Raw genomic sequence first — 23618 nt, 5'->3', positions numbered from 1 at the left:
ATGGATTTATTTACAAAAGCTCAAAAATATAAAGAAAAATTAAAAGATATTAAAGTACTCGCTTTTGATATTGATGGAGTTCTAACTCCAGGTCATGTTTGGTACCAAGATGATGAAATGGGCTTTAATCGCTCATCACATACTTCGGATGGCTATGCTTTAAAACTACTTATGAAAGCAGGATTTAAAGTTGGTGTTATTTCTGGAGGTGCATCAAAAGGTGTTCAAGAGCGTTTTGTGAATAACTTAAAACTTGATTTTGCCTTCTTGGGTGACGAGGATAAAAGAGTCGCATTTAAAAAAGTCTTAGATCTTGGATTCAAACAAGAAGAAGTACTTTTTATGGGTGATGAATTCTTTGATGTTCCTCTACTAAAAGCAGCAGGATTTGCTGCAACAACGCCACATGCATCTCACGAGATTCAAATGTATTGTGACTATGTAACGCAAAGAGAAGGTGGACACGGTGCTGTTAGAGAAGTTATTGATATCTTCCGCTATGTCCATGGCATCGTTCCTGAAGTTTTAGACTTTGACGGAAGTCCTATTGATTTTAAGGATACATGGCCAAAGTAGGAGTTGATTAGTATGGATTTAACAAAACTAAAGGCCTTATTGGATGACCAATATGAGTGGCCAGCAGTCTATAATTTTAAGTTTATTGGAAATGAGACAAATCGTGATGAGTTAATCATGGCCGTAGGAGAAAAGCCTCACCATGAAAAACCATCTAAAACAGGCAAGTACATCTCTTTCACATTCAATGTAAAGTGCAATAGTTCTGATGAAGTGTTAACGATTTATGAAAGAGTCGGGCGCCTACATGGTATACTAGCACTATGACAAAAGATAACTTTGAATATAAAACAGCTCTAGTTGTTGGAGCTGGTGCTTTCGGAACTTCGATTGCATCAATTCTGGCAAATAAATTTGAAAATGTAATTTTAAAGGTACGCTCAGAAGATATCTATAAAGATATTAATGAGGACCGTATCAATTCTGTCTATCTTCCTGGTATTAAGCTTGACGCTAATATTAAGGCAATCCTTGATTGGAGTGAGCTAGATCCTAGTGAAGAAGATAGTTTAGAGCTTATTGTTTCAGGGTTACCTACTCACGGAATTAGAACTTTCTTTAGTGAAAACCTTGTTCGCTTTAATAGCTACCTTGGTAAAGGCATTCCTTTAATTAGTCTTTCAAAAGGGATTGATCCTGATACTCTTGAGTTAAGTGATGATCTACTAAATGATTTCTTTCCGCATTATCGTGACAATATCACATTCTTATCTGGCCCAAGTTTCGCAAAAGAAATTATGGAAAAACAGATTACTCTTGTCACAATCGCAGGACGATCTAAAAAAGTGTTAATGGATGTTGCCACTAAATTAGAAACTCCATATTTTAAGGCCCTGCCAAATTACGATATAAAAGGTGTCCTTCTAGGTGGTGCTCTTAAAAACGTTTTGGCCATTGCTGGTGGTATCGTTGAAGGCCTAGGCTACAATCACAATACGCGTGCCGCTATGATTACTCGTGGAATCGTCGAAATGCTACGCTTTGGTAAGGTATTTAACGCTCGTCCTGAAACATTTTATGGCCTAAGTGGAATGGGGGATCTCATTCTAACAACAACAGGTGGACTGTCTCGTAACAAAACTTTTGGACTTGAGATCGCTAAGGGAAGAAAGCCTCTTGATATTATCAATTCACAACGTACAGTTGTTGAAGGTTATAAGACGACAAAAGCGGCTTTCTTACTAGCTGAGAAATATGAAATTCGCGCACGAATTTTTAAAGGACTTTATGAAGTTCTATACAATGATGCAAACGTTGAAGAAGTTCTAAGTCAACTAATGCAGGCACCTATTAAGTTTGAAATCGATTAAGATTTAATTGGAAAGAGCACTGTAAAAGTTGTTCCCTTATCTACCATACTATCAACTTCGATTGATGCCTTCATTTTTTGTGCAGAGTGCTTTGCAATGGCAAGTCCTAGGCCTGTTCCACCAGTATTGATACTACGAGATTGATCAACACGATAGAAGCGTTCAAAGATTCTTGCGATTTTATCATTTGGTATACCAACACCTTCATCAGTAATTGCAATGTAACGATGATTTTCTCTTTGACCACTTTCAATAGTAATTTGAGTATTTTCTCGCGAGTACTTAATCGCATTTGATACGAGGTTCGAAATACAGTGATATAGTAGCTTTCCATTAGCAACGATTGTATCAGCTCCCGTATTTGAGTAGTTTACACTCATATTCTTTGCATTTATTTTGAGCTGTTGATCATTAATGAGAGCATTAATAAAAGAAGGAAGATTAATTTCTTCTACTTCAATTTTTCCTTCATTTTCAATCTTTGATAGTGAAAGAATTCCATTGATTAACTCGTCAAGGCGATCAACGTTTTGAATAACGATATCCATAATCTCTTGTTGATCTTCGTCCGTATTAATGGACTTTAGAGTTTGAGTATAGCCTTTAATCGATGTCAGAGGTGTCTTAATCTCATGTGAAACATTTTCAAAGAAGTCACGTCTCATATTATTTACATCTTGAAGTTTTGTAATATCACTAAAGTAGAAAAGAATCTCTTTGTCTTTATTCTTAGATTCAATATCGCTAATCTTTAACTGGAATGAGTTCGTTTTCCCACTAACTTTTGTTAAGGCGATTTGAGTATTATGGATCAGATTGGCCTGGTAACCATTCTTTCTTATAAGATTAATAAAGTCATAGTCTCTAATTATACTAATAAGTTCTACGCCTCGATATCGTCCATTAAAAGGTGCAAAAGATTTCTTAAATGCATTATTACAGAAAATAACTCTGCCCTTACTATCAGTTACAACGACAGGGTCATCTATTGAGTTAATAATGACTGAATAATACTGTTTTGTATTAAAGAGATCTCTTTGAAGCTTTCGTCTCTTATTGAAGTTCTTAATAGACTTAGACTCAATATAATCCCAGTAATCACGACTATCAGTAGTATCAATAACTCCTTTCATTCTAAAAATATGAAAGAGGTCGTATAGAGGAGTAAAATAGTGGCGGAAGAGAAAGAATTGTCCTGCAATAAAGAGAATTCCTAAGATTCCCATCGCCATAAAGAGTTTGGAAAAGACTTCTGATGAAATTAGTTTTAGTGCATCAGACTCAATCCTTAAAAAGAGAGTATAGCTCTTTCCTTTTGAGTGAAGTACACGGTGATGATAGATATATCGATCATCACTATCATATTCGCCAATAATAATATTTTTAAAATCCTCAATCTTAAAGCTTGGGGCCGCACATCTAATCGTACGATTTGCATTTAGAATATAAAATTGTGTTCTCTTTGTTTGTTTGTCACACATTTTCGCAATACCATCTTGGCGTAGCGACTGTAATTCCTGATCTACGATCGAGTGAATAAAGTTATCTTTAAAGTTTATGATAAAGAATGTGCCCAGAAAGAGTAGGGATAAACAAAAGATTAGCGTTTGATAAAAGATGATATCATTTAGAAACTTTATTTTAAGGAAGTTAAAAAAGTTATTCTTCACTCTTTACTCGATATCCTATCCCGCGAACTGTTTCAACAACTTTTGATTTACTTCCAAGCTTCTTACGAAGAGCGAAAACATGAGTGTCAACAGTGCGGTCTGTAACATAAATATTTTCACCTTTTATAAGATCAACGATTTGTTTACGTGTAAAAACCTTACCTGGAGAAGAGATTAGGACACAAAGAATTTTAAATTCAGAAACTGTCAGCTTAATTTCTTTTTCATCAATAATAGTTTTTACTCCATCGACATCAACTTTTATTCCCATATGGTTATATGTGTTCTTGTTGTTGATTGGAGAGCTTGTGTGATGACTTTCAACTCGTCGTTTTAGACTGCTTACTCTTGCCTTTAGAATTCCAATATCAAAAGGCTTCGTAATATAGTCATCAGCACCGGCATCAAGTCCTTCAATAATGGATTCGCTAGAAGTTAAGGCAGTAACAAAAAGAATTCCTACATTCTTAAGCTTCTTAGTATTTCGAATATACTGACAAATTTGTACACCACTAAGGTCCGGCAGCATGCGATCCAAAACAAAAAGCTCGTACTGATTATTCTCAATAGCAGTGATGGCATCATTACCTGTATTTGCCATGTCATAATCAATGCCTATGGCCTTAAGGTTTACCCCAATTAGTTTTGCGATTGATTGTTCGTCCTCTACAATTAGTGCTTTCATTATTTGCCTTATTGATCCTCTGTATGTCTTACGTCTTTACCTGACTCTAAGAAGATTATATCTTCACAAATATTTGTTGCGTGATCACCACATCTTTCAAATATTTTCGAAACACGAATGACAGCAAAACCTTCATCAACCTCTGCCTTTCCATCTTTAAGAAGTTGATAAAACTTCTTCACTAGATCTCTATGAAGAGAGTTAACTTCGTGATCGGCCTTGATTACATCTGTTGCCATTTGAATATTGTTAGAAGCAAAGGCAATTAAACTCTTTCTTACCATCTCAAAAACTTCTGCTTGAATGATGCTGCAATGTTTTTCTCTATTTGAAATTCGCATTAAGTAGCGCTTTAAGTTAACTGCTTCATCTCCGAGTCTTTCAAGTTCAGAGTTGATCTTCATGATGGCCAATGCCGTTCTTAGATCAATTGCAGTAGGCGACTTAAGAGCGATAAATTTAAATACATGATCATCCACAAGCTTATGAAATTCATTGATTTCATTCTCAAGCTCATAGAGATTTTCCATTGTTGATTTTTCATCAACAGCAACATGTAGAATCTTTTCTACAATTGCGGCCATTTCTGTAATATCTTTTCTTAGTGTTTCAACAGTCAATTCCATTGAATGCTCCTTAGCCAAAACGGCCAGTGATATAATCTTCAGTTTTCTTTTCTTTTGGGTTGGTAAAGACATCACTACTTAGTCCATGCTCAATAAGCTCTCCAAGGATAAAGAAACTTGTATAGTCTGCAATACGTGCTGCCTGCTGCATATTGTGTGTAACAACGATTACCGTATAGTCTTTCTTTAGTTCACTCATAAGATCTTCGATCTTTCCGGTCGCAATTGGATCAAGGGCCGATGTCGGCTCATCCATTAATACGATTGGCGGGTTTGTTGCTAGTGTTCTAGCAATACAGAGTCTCTGTTGCTGACCACCTGATAGTGAAGTTCCTTCTTGATGAAGTTTATCTTTTACTTCATTCCATAAGGCCGCTTTCGTTAGACAATTATAGGCGATTTCATCGAGTTCACTTTTTTTCTTCTTTCCCCAAAGTCTTGGCCCGATGACAACATTGTCATAGATACTCATGGCCGCAAATGGGTTAGGCTTTTGAAAAACCATTCCAATTTTTCTGCGAATTTCAACAGGATCGGCAGATGGAGCGTAGATGTCATTTCCTTCAAGAATAACCTCTCCTGAAACACGTGCACCTTCGACTTCTTCATGAATACGATTTAGGGTTCTAATATAAGTTGATTTACCACAACCTGAAGGGCCAATAATCGCATTGACAGTATTCTTATGGTACTTAAGATCAATACCTTTTACAGCGTGAAAGTCTCCAAACCATGCTTGAATATTTTTTACATCTAATATGATATCGCTATTTGCCATTATGATTTCCTCACAAAGAATTTCTTAAGCTTCTTTGAATTGAATAAGAATTTTGCACTTAAGTTCAGTCCAAGAACAATAATAATTAGGGTGAATGAACCGGCCCAAGCTTGTTGTTGCCATTCTTTATATGGACTGATTGCGTAGTTATAAATTTGTACCGGAAGTGAGGCCATTGGACCTGTTACATTGTAGCTCATGTACATGCTTCCAAATGCCGTAAATAATAGGGGGGCTGTTTCTCCGGCCGCACGTGATATTGCTAGAATAACACCTGTCATGAGAGAGTTTCTTGATCCTTTAAGAATAATATTGAAGATAACTCGCCATCTTGGAAGTCCAAGAGCAAGTCCTGCTTCTCTAACATGTCTAGGGATTAGCTTTAAGATTTCTTCCGTTGTTCTAGTTACAATTGGAAGAATAATAATACTTAGAGCAAATGCTCCGGCCAGTGCTGAAAATGATTTAAAGCTTACAACAAATATTAGATAAGAAAAGATACCAACTACAATTGAAGGCACGCCTGTTAAAAGATCGATTGTAAATCTAAGGGCCGTTGCAATTTTACTTTTCCCGTATTCACTTAAGTAGACACCACATAGTGTTCCAACTGGAACCGCAATTAGTGAACCTATTGATACCATAATAAGAGTACCTAGGATGGCATGTCTCATACCACCACCGATTTCTCCAACTGGTTTAGGATCATTTAAAAAGAAGTCTAAACTTATTGAAGTTGAACCTTTTTGAAGAAGGAAAATAAAAACTAAAATTAACGGTAGAATCACTAATAAAGCAGAAAGAACTAACAGTCCCTTAAAAATTAGATTCTTTATGACACGACTTTTTGAGAGTTTCACTTTGATGCTCCCTTTGTTTGCTTCCATACAATTGTACGTGCTACTAAGTTAACTACAAAAGTAACGACAAATAAGAGAAGTCCAACGAGGCATAGAGCGGATAAGTGTAGATCACTTTCTGCTTCTGCATATTCATTTGCCATAACTGAGGCCATTGTTGAAGCTGGAGCAAAGATTGATTTAGTGATTTGAGGAGTGTTACCAATAACCATGGCCACGGCCATTGTCTCTCCAAGGGCGCGTCCTAAACCTAGAACTAGTGCTCCTACCATTCCTGAAAAGCTTGGCCTTAAAACTGCAATTTTAATCATCTCAAATTTTGTGGCCCCAAGCCCTAGGGCAGCTTCTTTGTGGAGTATATTAACTGAACGAAATACCTCTCGTGCAACAGATGTGATAGTTGGGATAATCATAATGGCCAAAATAATTGAGGCCGTAAGAATACCAATCCCAAAGCTTGGGCCTTGGAAAAAAGGTAAAAATCCAAATACTGCCTTTAGGGCAGGAGTTAGAAGGTCTTTAACAAAAGGAGCTAAGTAGTAGAGGCCCCATAAACCAAAAATGATACTTGGAACGGCCGCAATAAGTTCAACAAAAGTTCCTAGAATACTTGAAATTGATTTAGGTAAATATTCTGTAATAAAGAGGGCCACTGCAATACTAACAGGACCTGCAATTAGAAGGGCAAGAAGTGAAGTAACAACAGTACCAAAGATAAATGGAAGTGCCCCAAACTCGTCATCAATTGGATTCCAGAAATCATCGAAAATAAATTTAAATCCAAACTCACTAAATGCTTCACGACTGGCATAGAAAAGCTGACCAATCATAAGTATCAGTAGAATAATGACAATAAGTGAAAAAAAGCGAAGTGTTATATAGGCCAACTTATCCTGTTTTGAAGGAGAAATTGGCCCTAATTTTTTAAGTAGGTTCATTAAAGAGATTTTACCCTTTCTAATACCTTTTTGGAAAGTTCAGTTGGTAGGGGAGCATAGTAAAGTTCTTTAGCATAACTTTGGCCTTTACTAATTGCCCATTCAACGAATTTGTAAATCTCAACTCTTTTCTGGTCTTTTTCTACCATTGGTAGAAGGATATACGTCAGAGCACTGATAGGATATGAGTCTTTAGCGCTGCTGTTAATAAGTGAACCTGTTAACTCTTTTCCAGTTGTTTTAAACTCTTTAGCTGAAGCTGATACGGCCTCAACAGTTGGATTGATAAAGATACCAGACTTATTCTTAAGGGCCACTGTCTTAATATTATTCTTTCTAGCGTGAGCAAGATCCATATATGTGATTGAACCCTTAGTGTTGCTTACAATTGAAGTTACACCATCATTTCCTTTTGCTCCAACTCCAGTTGGCCAACGAAGTGATTTACCCGTACCAACTCTTTGCTTCCACTCTGTGCTGACTTCCACAAGGTAGTCTGCAAAGTTCTTCGTTGTACCTGATCCGTCTGCACGACGAACAACAAGAATGTCATCAGATGGTAGAGTTACACCAGGGTTAAGAGCTGCAATTTGCTCAGCATTCCACTTTGTAATTTTACCTAAATAGATATCTGCAAGAGTTGCACCATCAAGCTTAAGCTCATCTGGAATTTGTGGGTGATTATAAGCAATGGCAACGGCGCCAAGAACCATCGGAACGTGTAGAACTGGCCATTTTGCTTTCTTCTTATCTTTTTCTTTCATTGGTGCGTCTGATGCACCAAAATCAACAGTCTCTTTTAAAAGTTGGCGTATACCACCACCTGAACCAATTGGTTGGTAATTGAATTGAATTTCTGGATGAATTTTCGAGTATTCAGAAAACCATTTTGAGTAAATAGCATATGGAAATGATGCTCCAGCTGCGTTGATCTTTAAAGCGAAAGTACTTGAACTCGCCAGCAGTAGGCAAAGTGCAATTATTCTCTTAATCATGTGTGTCTCCTAAATTCAGTGTTTTCTTGAATTTAGCACATGGTAAATATGGTGTTTATTAAGATTTTGTTAAAAAAAAAGGGCGACATTGTCGCCCTGCGTGATTATTGTAATGTATTTGATACGTAAAGTCTGAAGGACTTATCTTGATTACGACGAATCGTACAGATTCCTTCTTCTCTTTTGTTTACGAGATACTCGTAATAATCAGGTAGAGTGTCCTGAATTTCAAGGATTGATTTTCCTTCGTGCTCACCAAAATCGATAAAGACGTTTTCTTCTGCGATAATTCCCGTAACTGGGCTTACTTCGTTGGCCATGTTCCCTCCCTGGATCATTTAGCAATCTATAGTTTTATTTAAATATATGTAATTAAAAATATATTAACCGGTTCCTTGGTTAATTATTATTTTGAAATATTTGAAACGTAATGAAAAGTTTTTTTTACTTGACTGAACTTGTAAAGAAATTCCTGAAATAGTTAATGATAATTTTAAACTCGTGAGGGTAGTCTTTACTAATATGTGTGCGTACTTTTTCTAGAGCATCAAAAATTGTTAAAGCCTCTCTATATGGGCGTGGAGAGATCATCGCCGCTACGATATCACAAATATTAACCATGATTGTTTCAAAACCTGTCACTGTTAAGTTTTTTAGATACTGATTATCTGAATCATACTTATCTAGAATACTGAACGTGTGATGGTTTTCTATTACTTTCATGTGAGCAGGGCTTAGTTGAATACGACCTTGTAAAATTCTCGCTGAAATTATTGGATGTTTTGCAAGTAGTACCTTATCCATCTCTGATAGGTTCTCTTTGTCATATTTATCAATTGGAATGGCAGACATTCCAATATCTTTAAAATAACTCGTGATAAAAAAGTTCTCAATATCTTTGTCATTATAAAGTTGAGATGTCTTTAATATCCCTACTAGAAAAATTGATGAAAGTAGGGGTTGTGCAAAAATATAATGATGACCTTGGGCCGCAAAAAAACGATAGAGCGCTTCGTGCATTTTTGGATTCTTAATCAAGAAAGATGCCAGTACTTTTAAGCTTTGATACTGAAGATTGAGGGCATTATCATCAGTAGGATCTTCAAAGAGATATCGAAGGTTTATGGTAATAAGATTAAGTTGATTCTTACAATTTTGATAAGTATCACCCATTGAAAAAGAGCGAGTTACTTGCCTGAGGCAATCTTGTTGCAGCTCTTTCAGTTCTTGCCTTTGTTCTTTGCTTGCAAAAACAATCGTGTGACCTCTTTCAATCATCTCTTTAAGAGTGTCATTAGAAACATATGTTCCACGGTAGAGGTTGTGCTTAAACTTACCATCTTCGAAGATATAAACATCACAAGGTGTTGTCGGAATATTAAAAAGCTCCCTAATCGTAAAAGGGGTCAAGTTTAGTGCCAAATGTGATTTACGGAATATATCCTCTGCTCTCATGTTCATATTATAGCTTAAGTCGCTAAAATCATTAAATACCAAGAATAATAGGCAATATTTCGCAATTTTGTAATTTCTTGGAAAAAGCCTAACGTTCTAAGTTAAGAGCCCGAAATCAATAGAATATAAAGGCTAATTTTAATAAGGCTCGAATTTATTAACTAAGTTGCTATATTGGTTGAATACAACGAATGTTGAGCTAATTTTGACAAGAGAGAAGGCCATGAGTGCGCTTAAGAATCTAGAAGATTACATTGCTGATCCGAAATTATTTGAATCAATTCAACTATTTGATGATAGTTCGTACAGTTTACACTGGTCGAATTGGTCGAAATTAATTTGTGCAATGAAAGAGCGTCATATCAATGGTGATTCTTCAATGAGTATTGAAGAAGTGAAGGAAGAGCTTGAAACTTTCAAAGAAATTCCTGTATGGCTTGTTAATAAGAAAGGTGAGATGGAGACGACTCTATTTGATCTTTATAACTTCTATATAGACCCAAGGCTTAAGCACTTATGGTTTGATGTTAATAAGCAAACTCTTATTTCTCTTAAGCATAAGGCCGGTCCATTCATGCATCTCCATTCAATGAGATGGGTTGATTACGATATCTACAAATTATTTGTATATGACCGTCTATTAAATAATCTTTCTCTAAGTCATCGCGACTTTAGAATGAACACAAATTTAAAAGCAAAATTTTCATTTTGGAATTCAATATTAAAACCTGTTGATGGACAGATTGTTCAGTTGAGTCGCAAGGGAATCCTTGTATCAATTGAAGGTCATAAGAACTTCTTAAGTCTATCGCAGTCCGACCAAATATCTCTTAGTGCTGAGGTTGGGGGACTCCTCAGCGCTACAGGGAAAAAATTCGAAGAATTTGATGAAGTTATTGGAAATTGTACAAGAGCAAAAACAGTTAAAATTGATTTCGATGAGAATATCTTTAAGGACTTAAATGCTCTTGAGACATGTAAAGGGGAGACATATTATATGTTCATTCCTTTTGCTAAGTTTCCAATCAAGCACCACCGCATTGGAAAAGCTATCCAACACGTCATTGATGAAGTTGAAGGTGCAGCTTCTCAAATTCTTAACAATTTAATCGACTAGTAAATAATATTATTCAAAGGGCTTGGTCTAAAAGATTTAAGCCTTTTGTATAATACATTTAGATACTCTTTGCTTACTAAGAAAGGGTGCTCTCTATTTGAAGCTCGTATAATAAAGTTCTCTTTTTTCTCAATATTAAGATCTGGAAGACTAGTTAATACCCAAGAAAGATCATATTCAATCTCTTCACCAGTTTTAATTTTTACAATAACTTTATAATATGGCTTAGCAAGATAGCGCTCAATTGCACTGTCCATCTTTTCAGTACGCTTATCAAGGATTGAATTTGATTTAAAACTCGTTAGTTTAACTAGGAACTCTTGGACTGCTTCATCATCAAGGGCCTTATTTCCTGATACCCAGATGTCTTTATCATTACGACTAAATTCAAAACGTAGTTTGCCTGAGTTTATAACTTTAACACCTCTGATATCGCTTGGAGCATAACTAAAGACTCGTGAGTCAATAAGTGATGGAAGGTCGATTTTCTCAAGTGAAAACTTAACGGCATTAACGTGGTAGATCGCATTGTCTTTATCGCTTACAACATATGTAGAGTTATCGATAGGATTGATAAGTCCAAATGAGATCGTTTCATCTTCTCCATTTTCACCCTTTAATGTAACAATTGAAGTTGGATTATCTAGTGAGAAGTTTGAAAGGTTGATTGGATCTTTTGGAAAGATCTTTTTAATCTTTACATTTTTTAGTGAGTCTAAAAGTTTATTAATGATTGCTTCATTAGCATTGATTCTTCTAGGCTTCGTAATAATCCATTGGTTTTTATTTTTAGCAAGACTAAATCGTCCAAGGTTTGATTGAAGTGAAATATCCTCAACCTTATCAATCTGATCACTTGTGAAAAGAAATTGGAGATTAGAAAGTTCTTTAGATGTAATAACCGGTGCTTGAAAAAACTCACTAATAACTGCTCCAAATAGGAGAGTAATAAAGAGTATTGAGACAAGACTAGCTGAAAAGTAATTACGTTTTATATTTTGCATAAGAAATTCTAGAATTCTTATTCGAGATCGTCAAAGAGATCGAAGTCGTCATCGCCACCTGAGCTACTTTCTTTGCTGGCCGCTACTGCCGCCGGCTCTTCTCTAACTTCTGGCTCAATAGATTTGATGAAATTTCTAAGAAGTGTACGTTCACCCTCTTTAAGAAAAGTGAACTTTATCCCTGTTCTAAATGGCATACTCGTTTGAGAGATAATGCGACTTTTCATGTTGTAGCTACGAGAAAAGACAACCACACCATTTAGGATGATACGATTTGGAATTTGAATATCAACGACAATTGATTGGCCCTGAGTAAATTGTCTTTCGCAAAAGAAATACATCCCATCCATATAAAGTTCAGATAGGAGAATATTGCCGACGTAGACCTTTTCTGGAGGTAAATCAGGAATAAATTGCTTGATGATTTTCGTTTCTTTTATCGGAGTAACATTGTCTCCAGACATGGCAGCATCTGCCAAAGCTTGTGGATCAAGTGCTGCTTCTTCACTTTCAATACTATCATTGATTGGAAGTTCACCTTTATCTTTATAAGTCTCAATAAGGTCATCAATATTAGGCTTTTCACCATTCTTGTACCTTAGTTTTACCGCTGCTTCTACTTCATCTCGAAGTGTCCAAACGTTAACTTTGATTCTTTTAATTAGGACTGGGTCGCTACTTTTACCGTGTATCATTAACTAACATTTTCTCACATTTTCAATATTTTGTATCTTTTGAAATTTTTGCCTCTGAAAGGGTGCTAAACTACTTGATAGACAATTATTTAAAAGTCTTAGCATAGGGTCTCCCATGGAAGGGAGATAAAAAGATTAGGAGGATCTAATGAGATTAAACGCATTTTTAGCACCAGCTGTTGTTTCAGCGATGGCACTTTCTCCACTAGCTGCTGATTACGTTCCAGGTGAACTAATTGTTAAGCTAAAGAAAGATGTTTCAGTTGAAAGTTTCTTTGGACAATCATTACATGGAAGTTCACTTGACCGTCGTATCGAGCTTACGTCAGGGGATCTTTATGTTGTTAAATTTAACGAGTCTCTTGTATCAATTGATTCAATTGCAAAGCAGATGAATGAAAGAGCAGAAGTAGAATATGCAGAGCCAAACTTTATCTACAAAATCGTTAAGCCAATCGTAAACACAAATGTATTAGAAGAAATCTTAAGCTATAACACAACTTCAGATGAAGGTGTTTACTACACGCCAGCAGATGAAAAATTTGGACAACTTTGGGGTCTAAAAAATACAGGTTCTAATGCTCCAAGAGGTGTTTCAGGTGTAGAAGGTGCTGACGTTGATGCACTAAGAGCTTGGGAAATCACTCAAGGTGATCGTGCAATTAAAATCGCAGTTATCGATACAGGGATTGATTACAACCACCCAGATCTAAAAGATCAAATGTGGACAAACGAAGGTGAGATTCCAGGTAACGGAATTGATGATGATGGAAACGGATATATTGATGATGTTCACGGATACGACTTCGCAAATAACGATGGTGATCCAATGGACGGACACTCTCACGGAACACACTGTGCTGGTACAATCGGTGCTTCACATAACGCAATTGGTGTTGCTGGTGTAATGAGAGATGTACAATTTGTAGGGATTAAATTCCTAACAGACAGCGGTTCAGGTTCAACTGAAGCGGCAATTAAGTCAATTGATTACGCAACAAAAATTGGTGTTGATATTATGTCTAACTCTTGGGGAGGCGGTGGCCGCTCAGAAGCTCTTAAAGAAGCAATCGAAAGAGCAAATGAAGCAGGTATCGTATTTACAGCAGCTGCTGGTAACTCTTCAACAGATAATGATTCACGTCCACACTACCCATCAAACTACAATGTTGATAACGTAATTTCTGTTGCAGCTACAACTGCTGCTGATGAACTAGCAAGCTTTTCTTGTTATGGACGCTCAACTGTACACATCGGTGCTCCAGGACACGAAATTCTATCAACTGTTATTAATGGTAGATATGCATCTTACTCTGGAACTTCAATGGCAACTCCACATGTTTCTGGTGTAATTGGACTTTTCCTTTCTGAAAATAAAGGACTAACTCCACTACAAGTAAGAAATAAAGTTATGGTAACTTCTGATCCTGTTGCTGCTCTTAGAGGTAAGACAATCAATGCTGGTCGTATCAACGCTTACAACCTTCTTACAGACACAGTTCCAGAAAGAAACGAACCAAATCCAGAAGATTGGCAAACAGTTGATGTTGCTTCTTTTGAATCAGAGCACCCATATACAGAAAACCAAACTCTTGAAACAACTTACTCAGTAGAAGGTGCAAAGTTTATGAGAGTTAGAGTTCGTAAATTTGATCTTGAGAATCGTTATGACTTTATTGAAGTTAGAGATGCAAGAGGTGTTCTAGTTGAGAAAATTACTGGAGCAGGTGAGAACTATACTTCTTTCTTCGCTGAAGGTGATACTTTAAAGCTTATCTTCAAGTCTGACCGTTCAGTTCAGAAGTGGGGATTTGTTATTGATCAAGTAGATGTTCAATACTAAGAATTTTTAAAATTCACACAAATAAAAAGGCCAGCTAATGCTGGCCTTTTCTTTATCTATATAACTTTTAAGTTAAATCTAATTAAGCGTTCCAAAGGTGCTTGTACTTCTTTAGGAACTTAGAAAGTGAACCAACTTTATCTAGAGTTCTAATTGCTCTAGTTGAAAGCTTAAGCTTAATTGTTTCACCAGTTACAGGATCAAAAACTCTCTTCGTTTGTAGGTTTGGTTTTTGAGTCATTTTTGTTCTATTTTTAGCGTGAGAAACTTTGTTACCAACAAGTCTTCTTTTTCCAGTTAAATCACATGTACGTGCCATCACTTCATCCTTATTTATTTATATAAACTCTACATTAATATATGGGTTATTAGGTTGTAGAATATAAACATAACGTCGTAAAAGTGCAACTACTTTTGTACAAATTGCGTAATATCCCATGGTTTTTACTGCAAAAAATCAAAGTTGTTTGGACATAGCAGCGAAATATCGTTATCATATAATTATTATTAAATGTAATTCTAGATAGTTAGAACTTTTTTCGAGGAAAGAGATTTGAAAAAACGAATATTATTGTTTTTGTCAGTCTTGGTCTTAATGGCCCTCGGTTACTATTTCTATACTTACTACAATGACGAATACCATCCTGAGGCCCTAAGAGAGCAGTATTCACAGAATGCTCCGGTGGCCTTCACTAACCGTGAATTACCAAAGAAAAAGTTTGTCCCGCGAAAGCAATTTCATGAAAAGAGTGATTATAAAAGGTCTGACGATGAGGTCGTTGCGTTGGTTGGGCTCGGTATGGACAATGGTGTTTTCTCTGAGCTGAGTGGTTCAATAGAAGAGCTTAGAAAGGCCAATATTGATTGTGAACAGACTTATAATGATTATATGCCTCCTGCTCAAATCATAGATCCAAATTCTGGCTTTTACGCAAAAGAAGACGGCAATGTTTTGAGTCTCCTTAATCGTGCGATGGATTTATTAATAAATATCGAAGGTAGAGCTATTGCAAAACGCTTTCCTGAACTTGCTCAAGAGGCTTTGGATAGTGTTGATGAGATAAGTGAAGATGATATGGCAAAGATTATGCGCGCTCCACTTGTTTGTCGCCAATCAAATATTACAGTTCTATTTGAAACACTAATTGAAATGTCTAGTGAAGGTAAAATTACTGACAACCAAAGGGCCGAGATTGTGGGCAGTATGGTTAATAAATTAGTTGTAAGTCTTGAAAGTGATAGCTTACAAGATAATATCTTAATGTCACTTACTCTATTAAAGGCCCTTGGAAGTTTATCAAGCAAGAATGACGAATACTTTTCTGAACTTGAGTCGATTTATGATGAGATGGCCGCGACGCAAGTTGGGATAATGAAAGATTCAGATAAGAAGGCAAAGGTTGTTAATCCTGGAGAGATCTATCGTAATTACCGCGAAAGACAACGAGGCTTTTCTTCGTCTGTAATTGAAATTCTATATATTAGTTATCCTGAATATCTAAATGATTAATTACTCTTCCATGCAAAGATAGGTACTTTTTTTAGAGGCACCTGCTTTAAGACAAAGATCTTTAATCTTTCCTAATATCCACATTCTCATTGGTCTTGGATAGCGAATCTTTCCATCTTCACCCTTAGTAAGTTCTGAATGGAAGTATGTTGTTTGTGGATAGTTCTTCTTGACCTGTGAATAGACATCTTTCGTAAAGCGTACAACACCAATGGAAATATACTCAACTTTACTTAAGGGAATCACACTGCATAGTTCACTAATTAGCTCTTCATATTCACTTTCAAAACTTTCACTGTGTATCACAGGATCAAAGTGAATACCGATGGGGTGACCTGCTTCATAAAGGCTTTTAATGGCCTTTAGGCGGGCCGCAAGACTTGGTGTCTTTAGGTCGTGAGACTTAATCTTATTCTTTGGCGAAAGAGAAAAAGAAGTGATGAAGTTTGGCAGTGGCTCTAGTTTTAGAAGCTCTTTTATATTTGCTGATTTGGTTCTAAGTTCAATGTAGCAGTGAGGATTTTTCTTTGTAAATTTGTGGTAGTAATCTAGCTCTCCAGTTAGGTGAGTTAGGGCAAGAGAGTCACTAAACTCGCCTGCGTGAAACCACATATTCTCATCCGATTGTTCAGCAATTTTTTGCATCTCACTTATAATCTCTTCGTGATTCACAAAGAGAACAAGGTCAGGAGTATTGAAATAACCTTGAAGGTAGCAGTAGTCGCACTCATAGATACAGTTGTAAGCGTGGATAAAGTAGTAGTGAGGCTCTCCTGAGATACCGTAGGCATTGGGAGCCTCTTTAACGAGTTGGCCTTGCTTTCTTGCAATAAAGAGATTTAGAGAATCTCTCTTTTGTAAGTAGGGCTTTTTAACTCTGCCCCAAATATCAGCGTAATTTTCGATTATTTGGACTGTAGCCTTTGGAAACTTAAGTGGAAGCTGATTTGAGATCAGAGAATTTTTAATTGAATCTTCGATAAAGATTTTCTCGATCTTCAAAGCTCTTCTCCATTCATAAGGGCGTTGAATTTTTGCCAATCAATCTTTGAAAGCTTCTTTTGTAGATCAAGGATTTCTTTTTCAGAATTAATTTTAGTTCTAAGGTTTAGCACAACTTTTTCAAGAGAAGGATCATAAGATAATTCATTTTTATCAAGTCCTGTTTCTTTGATAAAGTTATCTAGTTGTCTAATAATCTTAGTACGAGTCGGATAGAGTTTCTCTTTTAAGAAGTCTCTAAGCTCGAGGGCCTTCTTCTTTGGGGTTGTCTCTAATGCTTGAATATCTTTAAATGTGCTTAAGTTTAAAAGATCACTTAAACTCATATCATACTTAATAAGAATTTGTTGTACGAGATTTTTTACTTCGCGCTCAAGTGAGAGTGTAAAGTAAAATGCATCATCATTTAGTAGAGCAAGATCGTCACTTTGTAATTTTTCTTCACTTGTAAAAGACTCAATAAAGTAGCGGTAAAGCTCTTGGGAATAATCCTGGGCATGCTCTTTTATATATTCACAAATAGGTGCATCAGTGACGTGATCCGAAATCAATTTAAAAACTCTAAGTGGTGTTTGAAATTTTTTTGCAGCAAGACCAATGGCCCATGCTTCGCGATCGGCCAAAGGGGCAAAGTGTGAAAGTGATTTTGCTAATTCGCCATCAAGAACTCTTTCATTTGCAGTGATAAGATCTAGCTTAGATGAGCTTTGTTGGCATTGAAAACTTTTGAATTCCTCTTGCCCGTAGATTGTTCTGATTTCAAAAATCTCACCCTGCTTAAGATCAGCATTAAATGAAGCACATATTCCAAGATTGATGATTTGACCTATTTGAATTGCCTGGTTTTTAAGGATACCCATAGCATATGTGAGGGCCATGAGAACGTTCTGTGGGCCTTCTCCAGTCAGAATTAAGCCGTAGCTCTTATCTGCACATAAGTAGAGGTCATTAAAGTCTGGATGTGATTTAAAATCCATCTCTTTTAAAAATGTTTGAGCTTCGCCGCGGTGGGCAAATACAAGTAAATCCATAACTAGGAAATAACGTTTATCTTGTCGGTGCGTCAAGTCTTTACGCATTTAGGCGAAATAGATATTCATGACTTATGAAAATATTAGATCAATTTGGACAATTTGCTTTTGGTGGCGCCAGTATCTCTGGAGAGGGCGCGGGTTATGGATTTGGTGATATTAGTAAAGAAGATTCGATTAGTCTTTTACAATACGCCTTTGATCGTGGAGTGAAGATCTTTGATACGGCACCGATTTATGGCTTTGGTGAGAGTGAGAAGAGAATTGGCGAAGCATTTAAAAATAATCGTGAAAAAGTTTTTATTGTTTCTAAGTCAGGTGTGACTTGGCACGAGAATAAACGAGTGGATATGACTAATGATCCAGTTGTCACTCAAAAAATGATTGAACAATCACTAAGAGATCTAAATTCAGATTATATTGATCTCTATATGGTTCACTGGCCTGATGAAAGAGTGGATATCAGAAAAACTCTTGAGGTTATTGCAAAGGCCAAGCATGAAGGAAAAGTTAAGCATATCGGACTTTGTAATACAACGGCCGAAGAGTTTAAATTAGCGTCACAAGTTGATCGAGTTGAGGTGATCCAATCACAATTTAACTTTTTTGAACAAGACGTTAAAAAAGATATTTTCCCAATCGTAAATGAAAATGACTTAAGTTTTATGAGCTGGGGAACTCTTGATAAAGGAATCCTAACTGGACGAGTGACGAAGGATCGAAAATTTGACAAAAGTGACTGCCGCTCATGGGCACCATGGTGGAAGGCCATGGATAAAGAAAGTCGCTATGATATTGTTGCAAGAATGCAACCTGCACTAGAAAAGCACGGACTTACTGGTTTAGACTTTGCAATTCACTTTAATCTTTCTCATGATGAACTAAGCACTGTTCTTTGTGGTGCTAGAGATCATGACCAATTAGATGGAGTCCTAAACTCTCTTGAGAAGAAAGTTACGAAAGAAGTACTAGAAGATATTATTAATAGTGTTAGTTAGTGTCGTTATTCCCACATACAATCGGGCCAAGTTCTTGGCCCGTGCAATTGACTCTGTTTTAGGTCAAAGTTTTCAAGATTTTGAATTAATTGTTATTGATGATGGTTCAACTGATAATTCAAAGCAAACTGTTGAGTCCTACTCGGATTCTCGCATAAAATATTTTTTTCAAGAAAATAGAGGAGTTTCAGCTGCTCGAAATCTAGGTGTAAAAAAATCTTCAGGGAAATATATCGCATTTCTTGACTCTGATGATGAGTGGAAAGAAGACAAGCTTGAAAAACAATTAAGCTTACTAGATAGCTCAAAACATCGACTCTGCCATACAGGGGAGCTTTGGCTTAGAGATGGTGAAGTTGTAAAACAAAAAAAAGCTCATCAAAAAGTCGGAGGGGATATGTTTATTCGCTCTTTAAAAAATTGTGTCATTTCACCTTCAAGCGTTTTACTTGAAAGAACATTATTTGAAGAGATGAATGGTTTTAATGAAAGCTTTATTGTGTGCGAAGATTATGACCTATGGCTTAAGATAACTTCTTTGTATGAAATCGACTTCTTAGATGAGCCTCTGGTAATTAAGCATGCAGGTCATGATGATCAACTATCCTTCAAGTTCTTTGCAATGGATTACTGGAGAGTTAAGGCCATGGCCTGGGCCAAAGAAAATCGCCAGCTTTCAACTGAGAGAATTGAAGTGTTAACTCAGCTTTGTTTAAAAAAGTGCCAATACCTTATTAAGGGCTATGAAAAATACGAAAATTTTGAAAATTACGATGAAGTAAGAGCTATTGAAAATTACATCAATAGCTGAGGCTCTTCGACTAACTTTTTCTCTAGGCCTAGCTCAATCGTTTTTTGATAGAAAATCTCAAGTGCGTTTTCCCACGGAGAATCTTCAATATCGCCATTAAGTAAATTGATTAAATGAGGAAGTAATTGCTCCACATATTCTTCAGTACTTTCTCTTGGAAGAAGAGATGGAAGGTGATCAATAGCTGTAACTTCTAAAAGCTGATCTAACTCTTGAACTCTAAACGTTGGAATATCAATTGTCGTAATATCAGGATATATCGGAAGAGGGTTACAAGGACCTGTAGGATCACAACTAACATCAGAAATTACAGAAAGATTTCTTTCATTTTGTAGAATTTCTAAATTGAGAAATGGCTCGGCCGGTTTTTTATTTAAAGTACAATTGACTAGAATATCGTAATCGAGAATTTGCTTAATAGGTCTGGCCACTTGTGTATCGGCCCTTCCCCAACCAGTCATTTCAACACCAACAGCCTCAAGTAACTCTTTTGCTCCTCGGCCACAACGTCCACGGTTTCCAATGACAAGAACTCTCGGCCTTGAACCAAGCTCATCCAGCTCCTTTGATATCTCATTAATTAACTCATGCTGAGATGAATATGAGTTCAATGGGCCACAGTCATTAAAGTCTTTTCCTCTTTGTTGGCAAATCCAGTTCTTAAGTCCTAGGGCCGCTCCCACAAATCCTGCCCACTTCCCAAATGCTGCAATTCTTCTCCCTTTAGGGTCTGTTAGGTATTCAAGGTCATATAATTTTCCATCTCCTTGAATAAAACGATCAAGCATTTCTTTTGAACCTGTTTGATTTTTGTAAACATGAGCAAAGTGTATATGTCTGTGAGTTAATGGAAAAGTGTGAACATCTAATTCTTTTAAACCAAGGATAAAAGCATTTGCCGGTGCAAAGTTTATCCATGAATTTGTAGGCATCATCTTAAGGCCAAGTGCTTCGAATTCATCATCTTTAAAAATACGACTAGGTGAGCGTTCAATAATTACTTCATGACCAAGCTCCTTTAGCATTAGGGCAGCTTGGGGCGTAAGTGCACTACGCTCTTCAAATGGTTTTGTTTCATGGCGAAGCCAGATTGTCCTATTTGTCATGAAATTTAATCTCCCAGAAAAATCGTATACTTATAGCAAAGCTAATAGATTACTATAGCAAAGGGCCTTGTCACATTCTTAAATTTGTAAGATTTACAGGCCATTTTAATGTATAACTATATAATATTAGGATAATCAAGCAAGCTAAGTTTCGTTAATAAAGGAATGAATATGAAATACCATCCAGAAAAAAGTCGACTCTATTACATGGAAGACTCCCTTGGAAGTTATACTGACTATGGTATTGGCGTTCCTTTAAAAGACGAGAGAGTAACCAAAATCCTCGAAGAATTCAAAAAATCTCCATTTCTTGAAAGAAGAAAATCAACACATTTCTTTTTAAGTGACTTGGCCCTTGCCCATGATCGCGACTTTTGTGCTCGTACTAAACTTGATCCTACTGGACTTGTTCTTGAAGCTTATGAACTTATTAATGACGATGGAAGCTATCATCGTTACGAGCCTTCTGCTGCAGTAAAACCTTTAAGTGATTTTATTAATCGTGCTCTTTCTCATTGCGAAGGAACATACCTTGCTGCCTGTAATGCTCTAGAGTCGGGCTTTTCTTATCATTTAGGAGGAGGAATGCATCATGCAAAGAGTGATGGGCCAGGTGGCTTTTGTATGTTTAATGATATCGTTATCGCAATTAGAAAATTACAAAAGGAAAAAGGTCTTGGTAAGTGTCTCGTTGTAGATATGGATGCTCATAAAGGTGATGGAACTGCACAAATTGTTGCCAACGATGAGTCGATTGATTGTGTTTCAATTCATATGAAGGATGGTTGGCCACTTGATAATCCTGATAAAACTAACTCAAGTTATATTCCTAGCACTCTTGATATCCCAGTTACTCCCGATGATGACTATCTTGTAAAACTCAAAGAAGTAGGGGACTTTATCAAAGAAGATTACGATCTTTGTATTGTAGTTCAAGGTGCAGATGTTTATGAAAAAGACATTTTGGAAAGTGCTAAAGGAATTCAGCTAAGTTTAGAAGAATGTCTTGAAAGAGATAAGTATATGAATGAATTATTAGAGTCGAAAGGTATCCCCCAAGCATGGGTTATGGCCGGGGGATACGGTGATGAAGTTTACCGTGTCTTTCAACAATTTGTTCAATATAAATTTAAAGCATAGTTGAATCTTCGTGGGCCAAGATTCTTTTCTTTGGCCTAAAGTAAGTACGTGGAGTGTACTCTAGAAGATCTGTAATCTTTGCCATGTAGAAACATGCATACTTTTCAACTTGATCAGCAAAACGTGATTCTTCCAGTCCTGCTCTCATCATTTCTCCCCAGTGTGGGTTAAAGAATTGGCGATAAGCATCTAAGTGCAGAGAGATTTTTGAGTTGATCTTATCAATTTCGCTAAAGATCTTTCCAATATCTTCTTTATTATATTTTTCTGGATCTTCGTGCTTTAAAAGCTCTAGCTTATTTAGCTCATGTTCTAGCTTTTCTTTTTGTTCCATTTCAGCATCGATAAGAGCTTGTGTTGGTGTTGACTGTCTAATCGCTTCAATCTCTGCTTCAAGAGGATCTAGGATAAGAGCTGTTCTCCAGTTGAAAGTTTTCTTTAATGTAAGAACATCACCATAGATATGGTCACCAAGGTAAAGAATCTCTTCACCTTCAAGGCCTAGATCTTTTTGTAATTTTCCGGCCCATCCACCTTGGTACACCTTGTTTTGCTCTAGAGGACCTTCTGCATTTGTCATTAGTCCAGTATCCGTTTGAATTTCTAGAAACATATTGCTTACGTTAAAGAATCTTGGCTTACATGCAAGACAGATTGAAATATCAAATAGGTCTGTCCAGTTCTCATGCTCTTTTAAGAATGGATTAATCGTGTATTCCATAAGTCTTTTTGTCCAAGACCATTCACTATTTGTGATAAGAATTAACTTCTTTCCAAAGCGTTTAAACCTTTCTAGCAGTTTTGCCACTTCTGGGTCTTTGATAATAAAGTCTTCAAGATGCTCTTCGACATATCCTTTAAGAGAATTGTCAGAGTGAGCGATATCGATAACTTCTTTGATATCGTGAGATAGTGTTTCGTAATCAGGAAGTTTTAAGCCTTGGTCTTTTAGATCAACAAGGTTTGCAAACATTGCACCATTTGAAATTGAGAAGTTTGTATCTAGTGATTGATACTGTTCTGAGTTTAGGTCAATGATACTATTCCCATAGATTTCATTCTGATCATGAAAGTCCATTGGCTTTGTACCATGCTTTGCGATCTTTACTTTTCCGTAGCGGTTTGTTTGTAAAATATTTCCACGAAGACGATCGATAATTAAACCTTGAATAACTTGGTTAAAATCAAATTTTAAATCTGTTACTTCTTTTGGATAATTTTTTACATCTACTAATTTTTGAAGCACGAGTTCGAAAACAAATTTTTCGAAAGCTTCTGTTTTATAGCGAACTAGAGTGTAGTCCATATCAAAACCAATGGCCTTGATCTTCTTCATATTTAATGTTCTATTGACGTATACTGACATATAAAATCCTTTTAAATCGTTTGAGAATATAATCCCCGGACCTTAGATTTTATCTAATCTTGATTTAAATGTCATATTATTAATACGTTAAGGCGTAAATTC

25 protein-coding genes are annotated in these 23618 nt (G+C 36.3%); 9 read left to right on the top strand and 16 right to left on the bottom strand.

The genetic code is table 11. The features are described 5' to 3' along the window. The 3 genes from ACMAYL_RS04535 to ACMAYL_RS04525 are packed head-to-tail and all read left to right on the top strand — an operon-like array spanning nt 1 to nt 1886. On the top strand, nt 1-576 hold the full coding sequence (locus tag ACMAYL_RS04535) for a KdsC family phosphatase (RefSeq protein ID WP_103216715.1): 576 nt from the start codon (nt 1-3) through the stop codon (nt 574-576). A 12-nt stretch (nt 577-588) separates the two neighbouring features. After that, nucleotides 589-843, top strand: a complete 255-nt coding sequence (locus ACMAYL_RS04530) for a DUF493 family protein (RefSeq protein WP_233189678.1) — start codon at nt 589-591, stop codon at nt 841-843. Continuing rightward, the gene (locus ACMAYL_RS04525; RefSeq protein WP_103216717.1) at nt 840-1886 is read left to right on the top strand and encodes an NAD(P)H-dependent glycerol-3-phosphate dehydrogenase; all 1047 of its coding nucleotides are present in this window, start codon (nt 840-842) and stop codon (nt 1884-1886) included. Before ACMAYL_RS04530 ends, ACMAYL_RS04525 begins: the two co-directional genes overlap by 4 nt. On the opposite strand, the gene ACMAYL_RS04520 is transcribed toward ACMAYL_RS04525, so the two are convergent. From ACMAYL_RS04520 to ACMAYL_RS04480, 9 genes are all read right to left on the bottom strand, one after another. Beyond that, a complete protein-coding gene (locus ACMAYL_RS04520) occupies nt 1883-3556 on the bottom strand; it encodes an ATP-binding protein (RefSeq protein ID WP_412462816.1) in 1674 nt (557 codons plus the stop codon). The genes ACMAYL_RS04525 and ACMAYL_RS04520 overlap by 4 nt on opposite strands. After that, nucleotides 3546-4241, bottom strand: coding sequence for a response regulator transcription factor (locus tag ACMAYL_RS04515; protein WP_103216719.1), 696 nt, complete (start codon nt 4239-4241; stop codon nt 3546-3548). The genes ACMAYL_RS04520 and ACMAYL_RS04515 overlap by 11 nt, the downstream gene beginning before the upstream one ends. A gap of 8 nt (nt 4242-4249) precedes the next feature. Continuing rightward, nucleotides 4250-4867: a phosphate signaling complex protein PhoU gene (gene phoU, locus ACMAYL_RS04510; protein WP_392991318.1), complete on the bottom strand. Its 618-nt coding sequence runs from the start codon at nt 4865-4867 to the stop codon at nt 4250-4252. A gap of 10 nt (nt 4868-4877) precedes the next feature. Further along, nucleotides 4878-5645 carry a phosphate ABC transporter ATP-binding protein PstB gene (gene pstB / locus ACMAYL_RS04505; protein ID WP_103216721.1) on the bottom strand — a complete coding sequence of 256 codons (768 nt, stop codon included), beginning with the start codon at nt 5643-5645 and terminating at the stop codon, nt 4878-4880. Further along, complete coding sequence (pstA, locus tag ACMAYL_RS04500; protein WP_103216722.1) at nt 5645-6505, bottom strand: phosphate ABC transporter permease PstA; 861 nt, start codon at nt 6503-6505, stop codon at nt 5645-5647. Before pstA ends, pstB begins: the two co-directional genes overlap by 1 nt. Next, entirely contained in the window at nt 6502-7443 is a 942-nt protein-coding gene (gene pstC, locus ACMAYL_RS04495; RefSeq protein ID WP_103216723.1) for a phosphate ABC transporter permease subunit PstC, read from the bottom strand. Before pstC ends, pstA begins: the two co-directional genes overlap by 4 nt. Then, nucleotides 7443-8438 carry a phosphate ABC transporter substrate-binding protein PstS gene (pstS, locus tag ACMAYL_RS04490; protein WP_103216724.1) on the bottom strand — a complete coding sequence of 332 codons (996 nt, stop codon included), beginning with the start codon at nt 8436-8438 and terminating at the stop codon, nt 7443-7445. The genes pstC and pstS overlap by 1 nt, the downstream gene beginning before the upstream one ends. A 104-nt stretch (nt 8439-8542) precedes the next feature. Beyond that, the gene (locus ACMAYL_RS04485; RefSeq protein ID WP_103216725.1) at nt 8543-8758 is read right to left on the bottom strand and encodes a hypothetical protein; all 216 of its coding nucleotides are present in this window, start codon (nt 8756-8758) and stop codon (nt 8543-8545) included. A 124-nt stretch (nt 8759-8882) separates the two neighbouring features. Beyond that, entirely contained in the window at nt 8883-9893 is a 1011-nt protein-coding gene (locus tag ACMAYL_RS04480; RefSeq protein ID WP_146037759.1) for an HD-GYP domain-containing protein, read from the bottom strand. Between the two features lie 178 nt (nt 9894-10071). On the opposite strand from ACMAYL_RS04480, the gene ACMAYL_RS04475 reads away from it, so the two are divergent. Next, nucleotides 10072-11010 carry a hypothetical protein gene (locus ACMAYL_RS04475; RefSeq protein ID WP_103216727.1) on the top strand — a complete coding sequence of 313 codons (939 nt, stop codon included), beginning with the start codon at nt 10072-10074 and terminating at the stop codon, nt 11008-11010. Here the strand turns inward: ACMAYL_RS04475 and ACMAYL_RS04470 are convergent. Beyond that, nucleotides 11007-12014 (bottom strand): DUF4340 domain-containing protein, encoded by a 1008-nt coding sequence (locus tag ACMAYL_RS04470; RefSeq protein WP_103216728.1) that lies wholly within the window; start codon nt 12012-12014, stop codon nt 11007-11009. The two genes, ACMAYL_RS04475 and ACMAYL_RS04470, sit on opposite strands and share 4 nt — an antisense overlap. A gap of 17 nt (nt 12015-12031) precedes the next feature. Next, entirely contained in the window at nt 12032-12709 is a 678-nt protein-coding gene (locus tag ACMAYL_RS04465; protein WP_103216729.1) for a hypothetical protein, read from the bottom strand. A gap of 148 nt (nt 12710-12857) precedes the next feature. On the opposite strand from ACMAYL_RS04465, the gene ACMAYL_RS04460 reads away from it, so the two are divergent. Further along, the gene (locus ACMAYL_RS04460) at nt 12858-14552 is read left to right on the top strand and encodes a S8 family serine peptidase (RefSeq protein WP_412470793.1); all 1695 of its coding nucleotides are present in this window, start codon (nt 12858-12860) and stop codon (nt 14550-14552) included. A gap of 82 nt (nt 14553-14634) precedes the next feature. Here ACMAYL_RS04460 and rpmB read toward each other — a convergent pair whose 3' ends face one another. After that, nucleotides 14635-14871 carry a 50S ribosomal protein L28 gene (gene rpmB / locus ACMAYL_RS04455; protein WP_103216731.1) on the bottom strand — a complete coding sequence of 79 codons (237 nt, stop codon included), beginning with the start codon at nt 14869-14871 and terminating at the stop codon, nt 14635-14637. A gap of 234 nt (nt 14872-15105) precedes the next feature. On the opposite strand from rpmB, the gene ACMAYL_RS04450 reads away from it, so the two are divergent. Beyond that, nucleotides 15106-16062 carry a hypothetical protein gene (locus ACMAYL_RS04450; protein WP_412470792.1) on the top strand — a complete coding sequence of 319 codons (957 nt, stop codon included), beginning with the start codon at nt 15106-15108 and terminating at the stop codon, nt 16060-16062. On the opposite strand, the gene ACMAYL_RS04445 is transcribed toward ACMAYL_RS04450, so the two are convergent. Continuing rightward, nucleotides 16063-17064, bottom strand: a complete 1002-nt coding sequence (locus ACMAYL_RS04445; RefSeq protein ID WP_412470791.1) for an SPL family radical SAM protein — start codon at nt 17062-17064, stop codon at nt 16063-16065. Next, the gene (locus tag ACMAYL_RS04440; protein ID WP_412470790.1) at nt 17061-18095 is read right to left on the bottom strand and encodes a hypothetical protein; all 1035 of its coding nucleotides are present in this window, start codon (nt 18093-18095) and stop codon (nt 17061-17063) included. Before ACMAYL_RS04440 ends, ACMAYL_RS04445 begins: the two co-directional genes overlap by 4 nt. A gap of 74 nt (nt 18096-18169) precedes the next feature. Between ACMAYL_RS04440 and ACMAYL_RS04435 the strand changes: the two genes are divergently transcribed. Together ACMAYL_RS04435 and ACMAYL_RS04430 are read left to right on the top strand one after the other, a co-directional pair. Continuing rightward, on the top strand, nt 18170-19093 hold the full coding sequence (locus ACMAYL_RS04435) for an aldo/keto reductase (RefSeq protein ID WP_412469744.1): 924 nt from the start codon (nt 18170-18172) through the stop codon (nt 19091-19093). Next, the gene (locus tag ACMAYL_RS04430; protein ID WP_199177505.1) at nt 19083-19904 is read left to right on the top strand and encodes a glycosyltransferase family 2 protein; all 822 of its coding nucleotides are present in this window, start codon (nt 19083-19085) and stop codon (nt 19902-19904) included. The genes ACMAYL_RS04435 and ACMAYL_RS04430 overlap by 11 nt, the downstream gene beginning before the upstream one ends. Here the strand turns inward: ACMAYL_RS04430 and ACMAYL_RS04425 are convergent. Further along, the gene (locus ACMAYL_RS04425) at nt 19889-21010 is read right to left on the bottom strand and encodes a saccharopine dehydrogenase (RefSeq protein ID WP_412469742.1); all 1122 of its coding nucleotides are present in this window, start codon (nt 21008-21010) and stop codon (nt 19889-19891) included. The genes ACMAYL_RS04430 and ACMAYL_RS04425 overlap by 16 nt on opposite strands. Nucleotides 21011-21181: 171 nt before the next feature. On the opposite strand from ACMAYL_RS04425, the gene ACMAYL_RS04420 reads away from it, so the two are divergent. Further along, nucleotides 21182-22150: a histone deacetylase gene (locus ACMAYL_RS04420; RefSeq protein ID WP_412470789.1), complete on the top strand. Its 969-nt coding sequence runs from the start codon at nt 21182-21184 to the stop codon at nt 22148-22150. On the opposite strand, the gene ACMAYL_RS04415 is transcribed toward ACMAYL_RS04420, so the two are convergent. Continuing rightward, nucleotides 22140-23516: an HAD-IG family 5'-nucleotidase gene (locus ACMAYL_RS04415; protein ID WP_392991334.1), complete on the bottom strand. Its 1377-nt coding sequence runs from the start codon at nt 23514-23516 to the stop codon at nt 22140-22142. The genes ACMAYL_RS04420 and ACMAYL_RS04415 overlap by 11 nt on opposite strands. Nucleotides 23517-23618 lie beyond the last annotated feature (102 nt).

Source organism: Halobacteriovorax sp. RT-2-4 (assembly GCF_047085445.1).
In the GTDB taxonomy this organism is placed as follows: Bacteria; Bdellovibrionota; Bacteriovoracia; order Bacteriovoracales; family Bacteriovoracaceae; genus Halobacteriovorax_A.
This window is presented reverse-complemented; position numbering and strand designations above follow the sequence as displayed.

Bases quoted from the DNA above. Each gene is read 5' to 3' on its own strand.
- ACMAYL_RS04535 (WP_103216715.1), top strand. From the start codon at position 1: ATGGATTTATTTACAAAAGCTCAAAAATATAAAGAAAAATTAAAAGAT.
- ACMAYL_RS04530 (WP_233189678.1), top strand. From the start codon at position 589: ATGGATTTAACAAAACTAAAGGCCTTATTGGATGACCAATATGAGTGG.
- ACMAYL_RS04525 (WP_103216717.1), top strand. From the start codon at position 840: ATGACAAAAGATAACTTTGAATATAAAACAGCTCTAGTTGTTGGAGCT.
- ACMAYL_RS04515 (WP_103216719.1), bottom strand. From the start codon at position 4,241: ATGAAAGCACTAATTGTAGAGGACGAACAATCAATCGCAAAACTAATT.
- phoU (WP_392991318.1), bottom strand. From the start codon at position 4,867: ATGGAATTGACTGTTGAAACACTAAGAAAAGATATTACAGAAATGGCC.
- pstB (WP_103216721.1), bottom strand. From the start codon at position 5,645: ATGGCAAATAGCGATATCATATTAGATGTAAAAAATATTCAAGCATGG.
- pstC (WP_103216723.1), bottom strand. From the start codon at position 7,443: ATGAACCTACTTAAAAAATTAGGGCCAATTTCTCCTTCAAAACAGGAT.
- pstS (WP_103216724.1), bottom strand. From the start codon at position 8,438: ATGATTAAGAGAATAATTGCACTTTGCCTACTGCTGGCGAGTTCAAGT.
- ACMAYL_RS04485 (WP_103216725.1), bottom strand. From the start codon at position 8,758: ATGGCCAACGAAGTAAGCCCAGTTACGGGAATTATCGCAGAAGAAAAC.
- ACMAYL_RS04480 (WP_146037759.1), bottom strand. From the start codon at position 9,893: ATGAGAGCAGAGGATATATTCCGTAAATCACATTTGGCACTAAACTTG.
- ACMAYL_RS04470 (WP_103216728.1), bottom strand. From the start codon at position 12,014: ATGCAAAATATAAAACGTAATTACTTTTCAGCTAGTCTTGTCTCAATA.
- ACMAYL_RS04465 (WP_103216729.1), bottom strand. From the start codon at position 12,709: ATGATACACGGTAAAAGTAGCGACCCAGTCCTAATTAAAAGAATCAAA.
- ACMAYL_RS04460 (WP_412470793.1), top strand. From the start codon at position 12,858: ATGAGATTAAACGCATTTTTAGCACCAGCTGTTGTTTCAGCGATGGCA.
- rpmB (WP_103216731.1), bottom strand. From the start codon at position 14,871: ATGGCACGTACATGTGATTTAACTGGAAAAAGAAGACTTGTTGGTAAC.
- ACMAYL_RS04440 (WP_412470790.1), bottom strand. From the start codon at position 18,095: ATGGATTTACTTGTATTTGCCCACCGCGGCGAAGCTCAAACATTTTTA.
- ACMAYL_RS04435 (WP_412469744.1), top strand. From the start codon at position 18,170: ATGAAAATATTAGATCAATTTGGACAATTTGCTTTTGGTGGCGCCAGT.
- ACMAYL_RS04425 (WP_412469742.1), bottom strand. From the start codon at position 21,010: ATGACAAATAGGACAATCTGGCTTCGCCATGAAACAAAACCATTTGAA.
- ACMAYL_RS04420 (WP_412470789.1), top strand. From the start codon at position 21,182: ATGAAATACCATCCAGAAAAAAGTCGACTCTATTACATGGAAGACTCC.
- ACMAYL_RS04415 (WP_392991334.1), bottom strand. From the start codon at position 23,516: ATGTCAGTATACGTCAATAGAACATTAAATATGAAGAAGATCAAGGCC.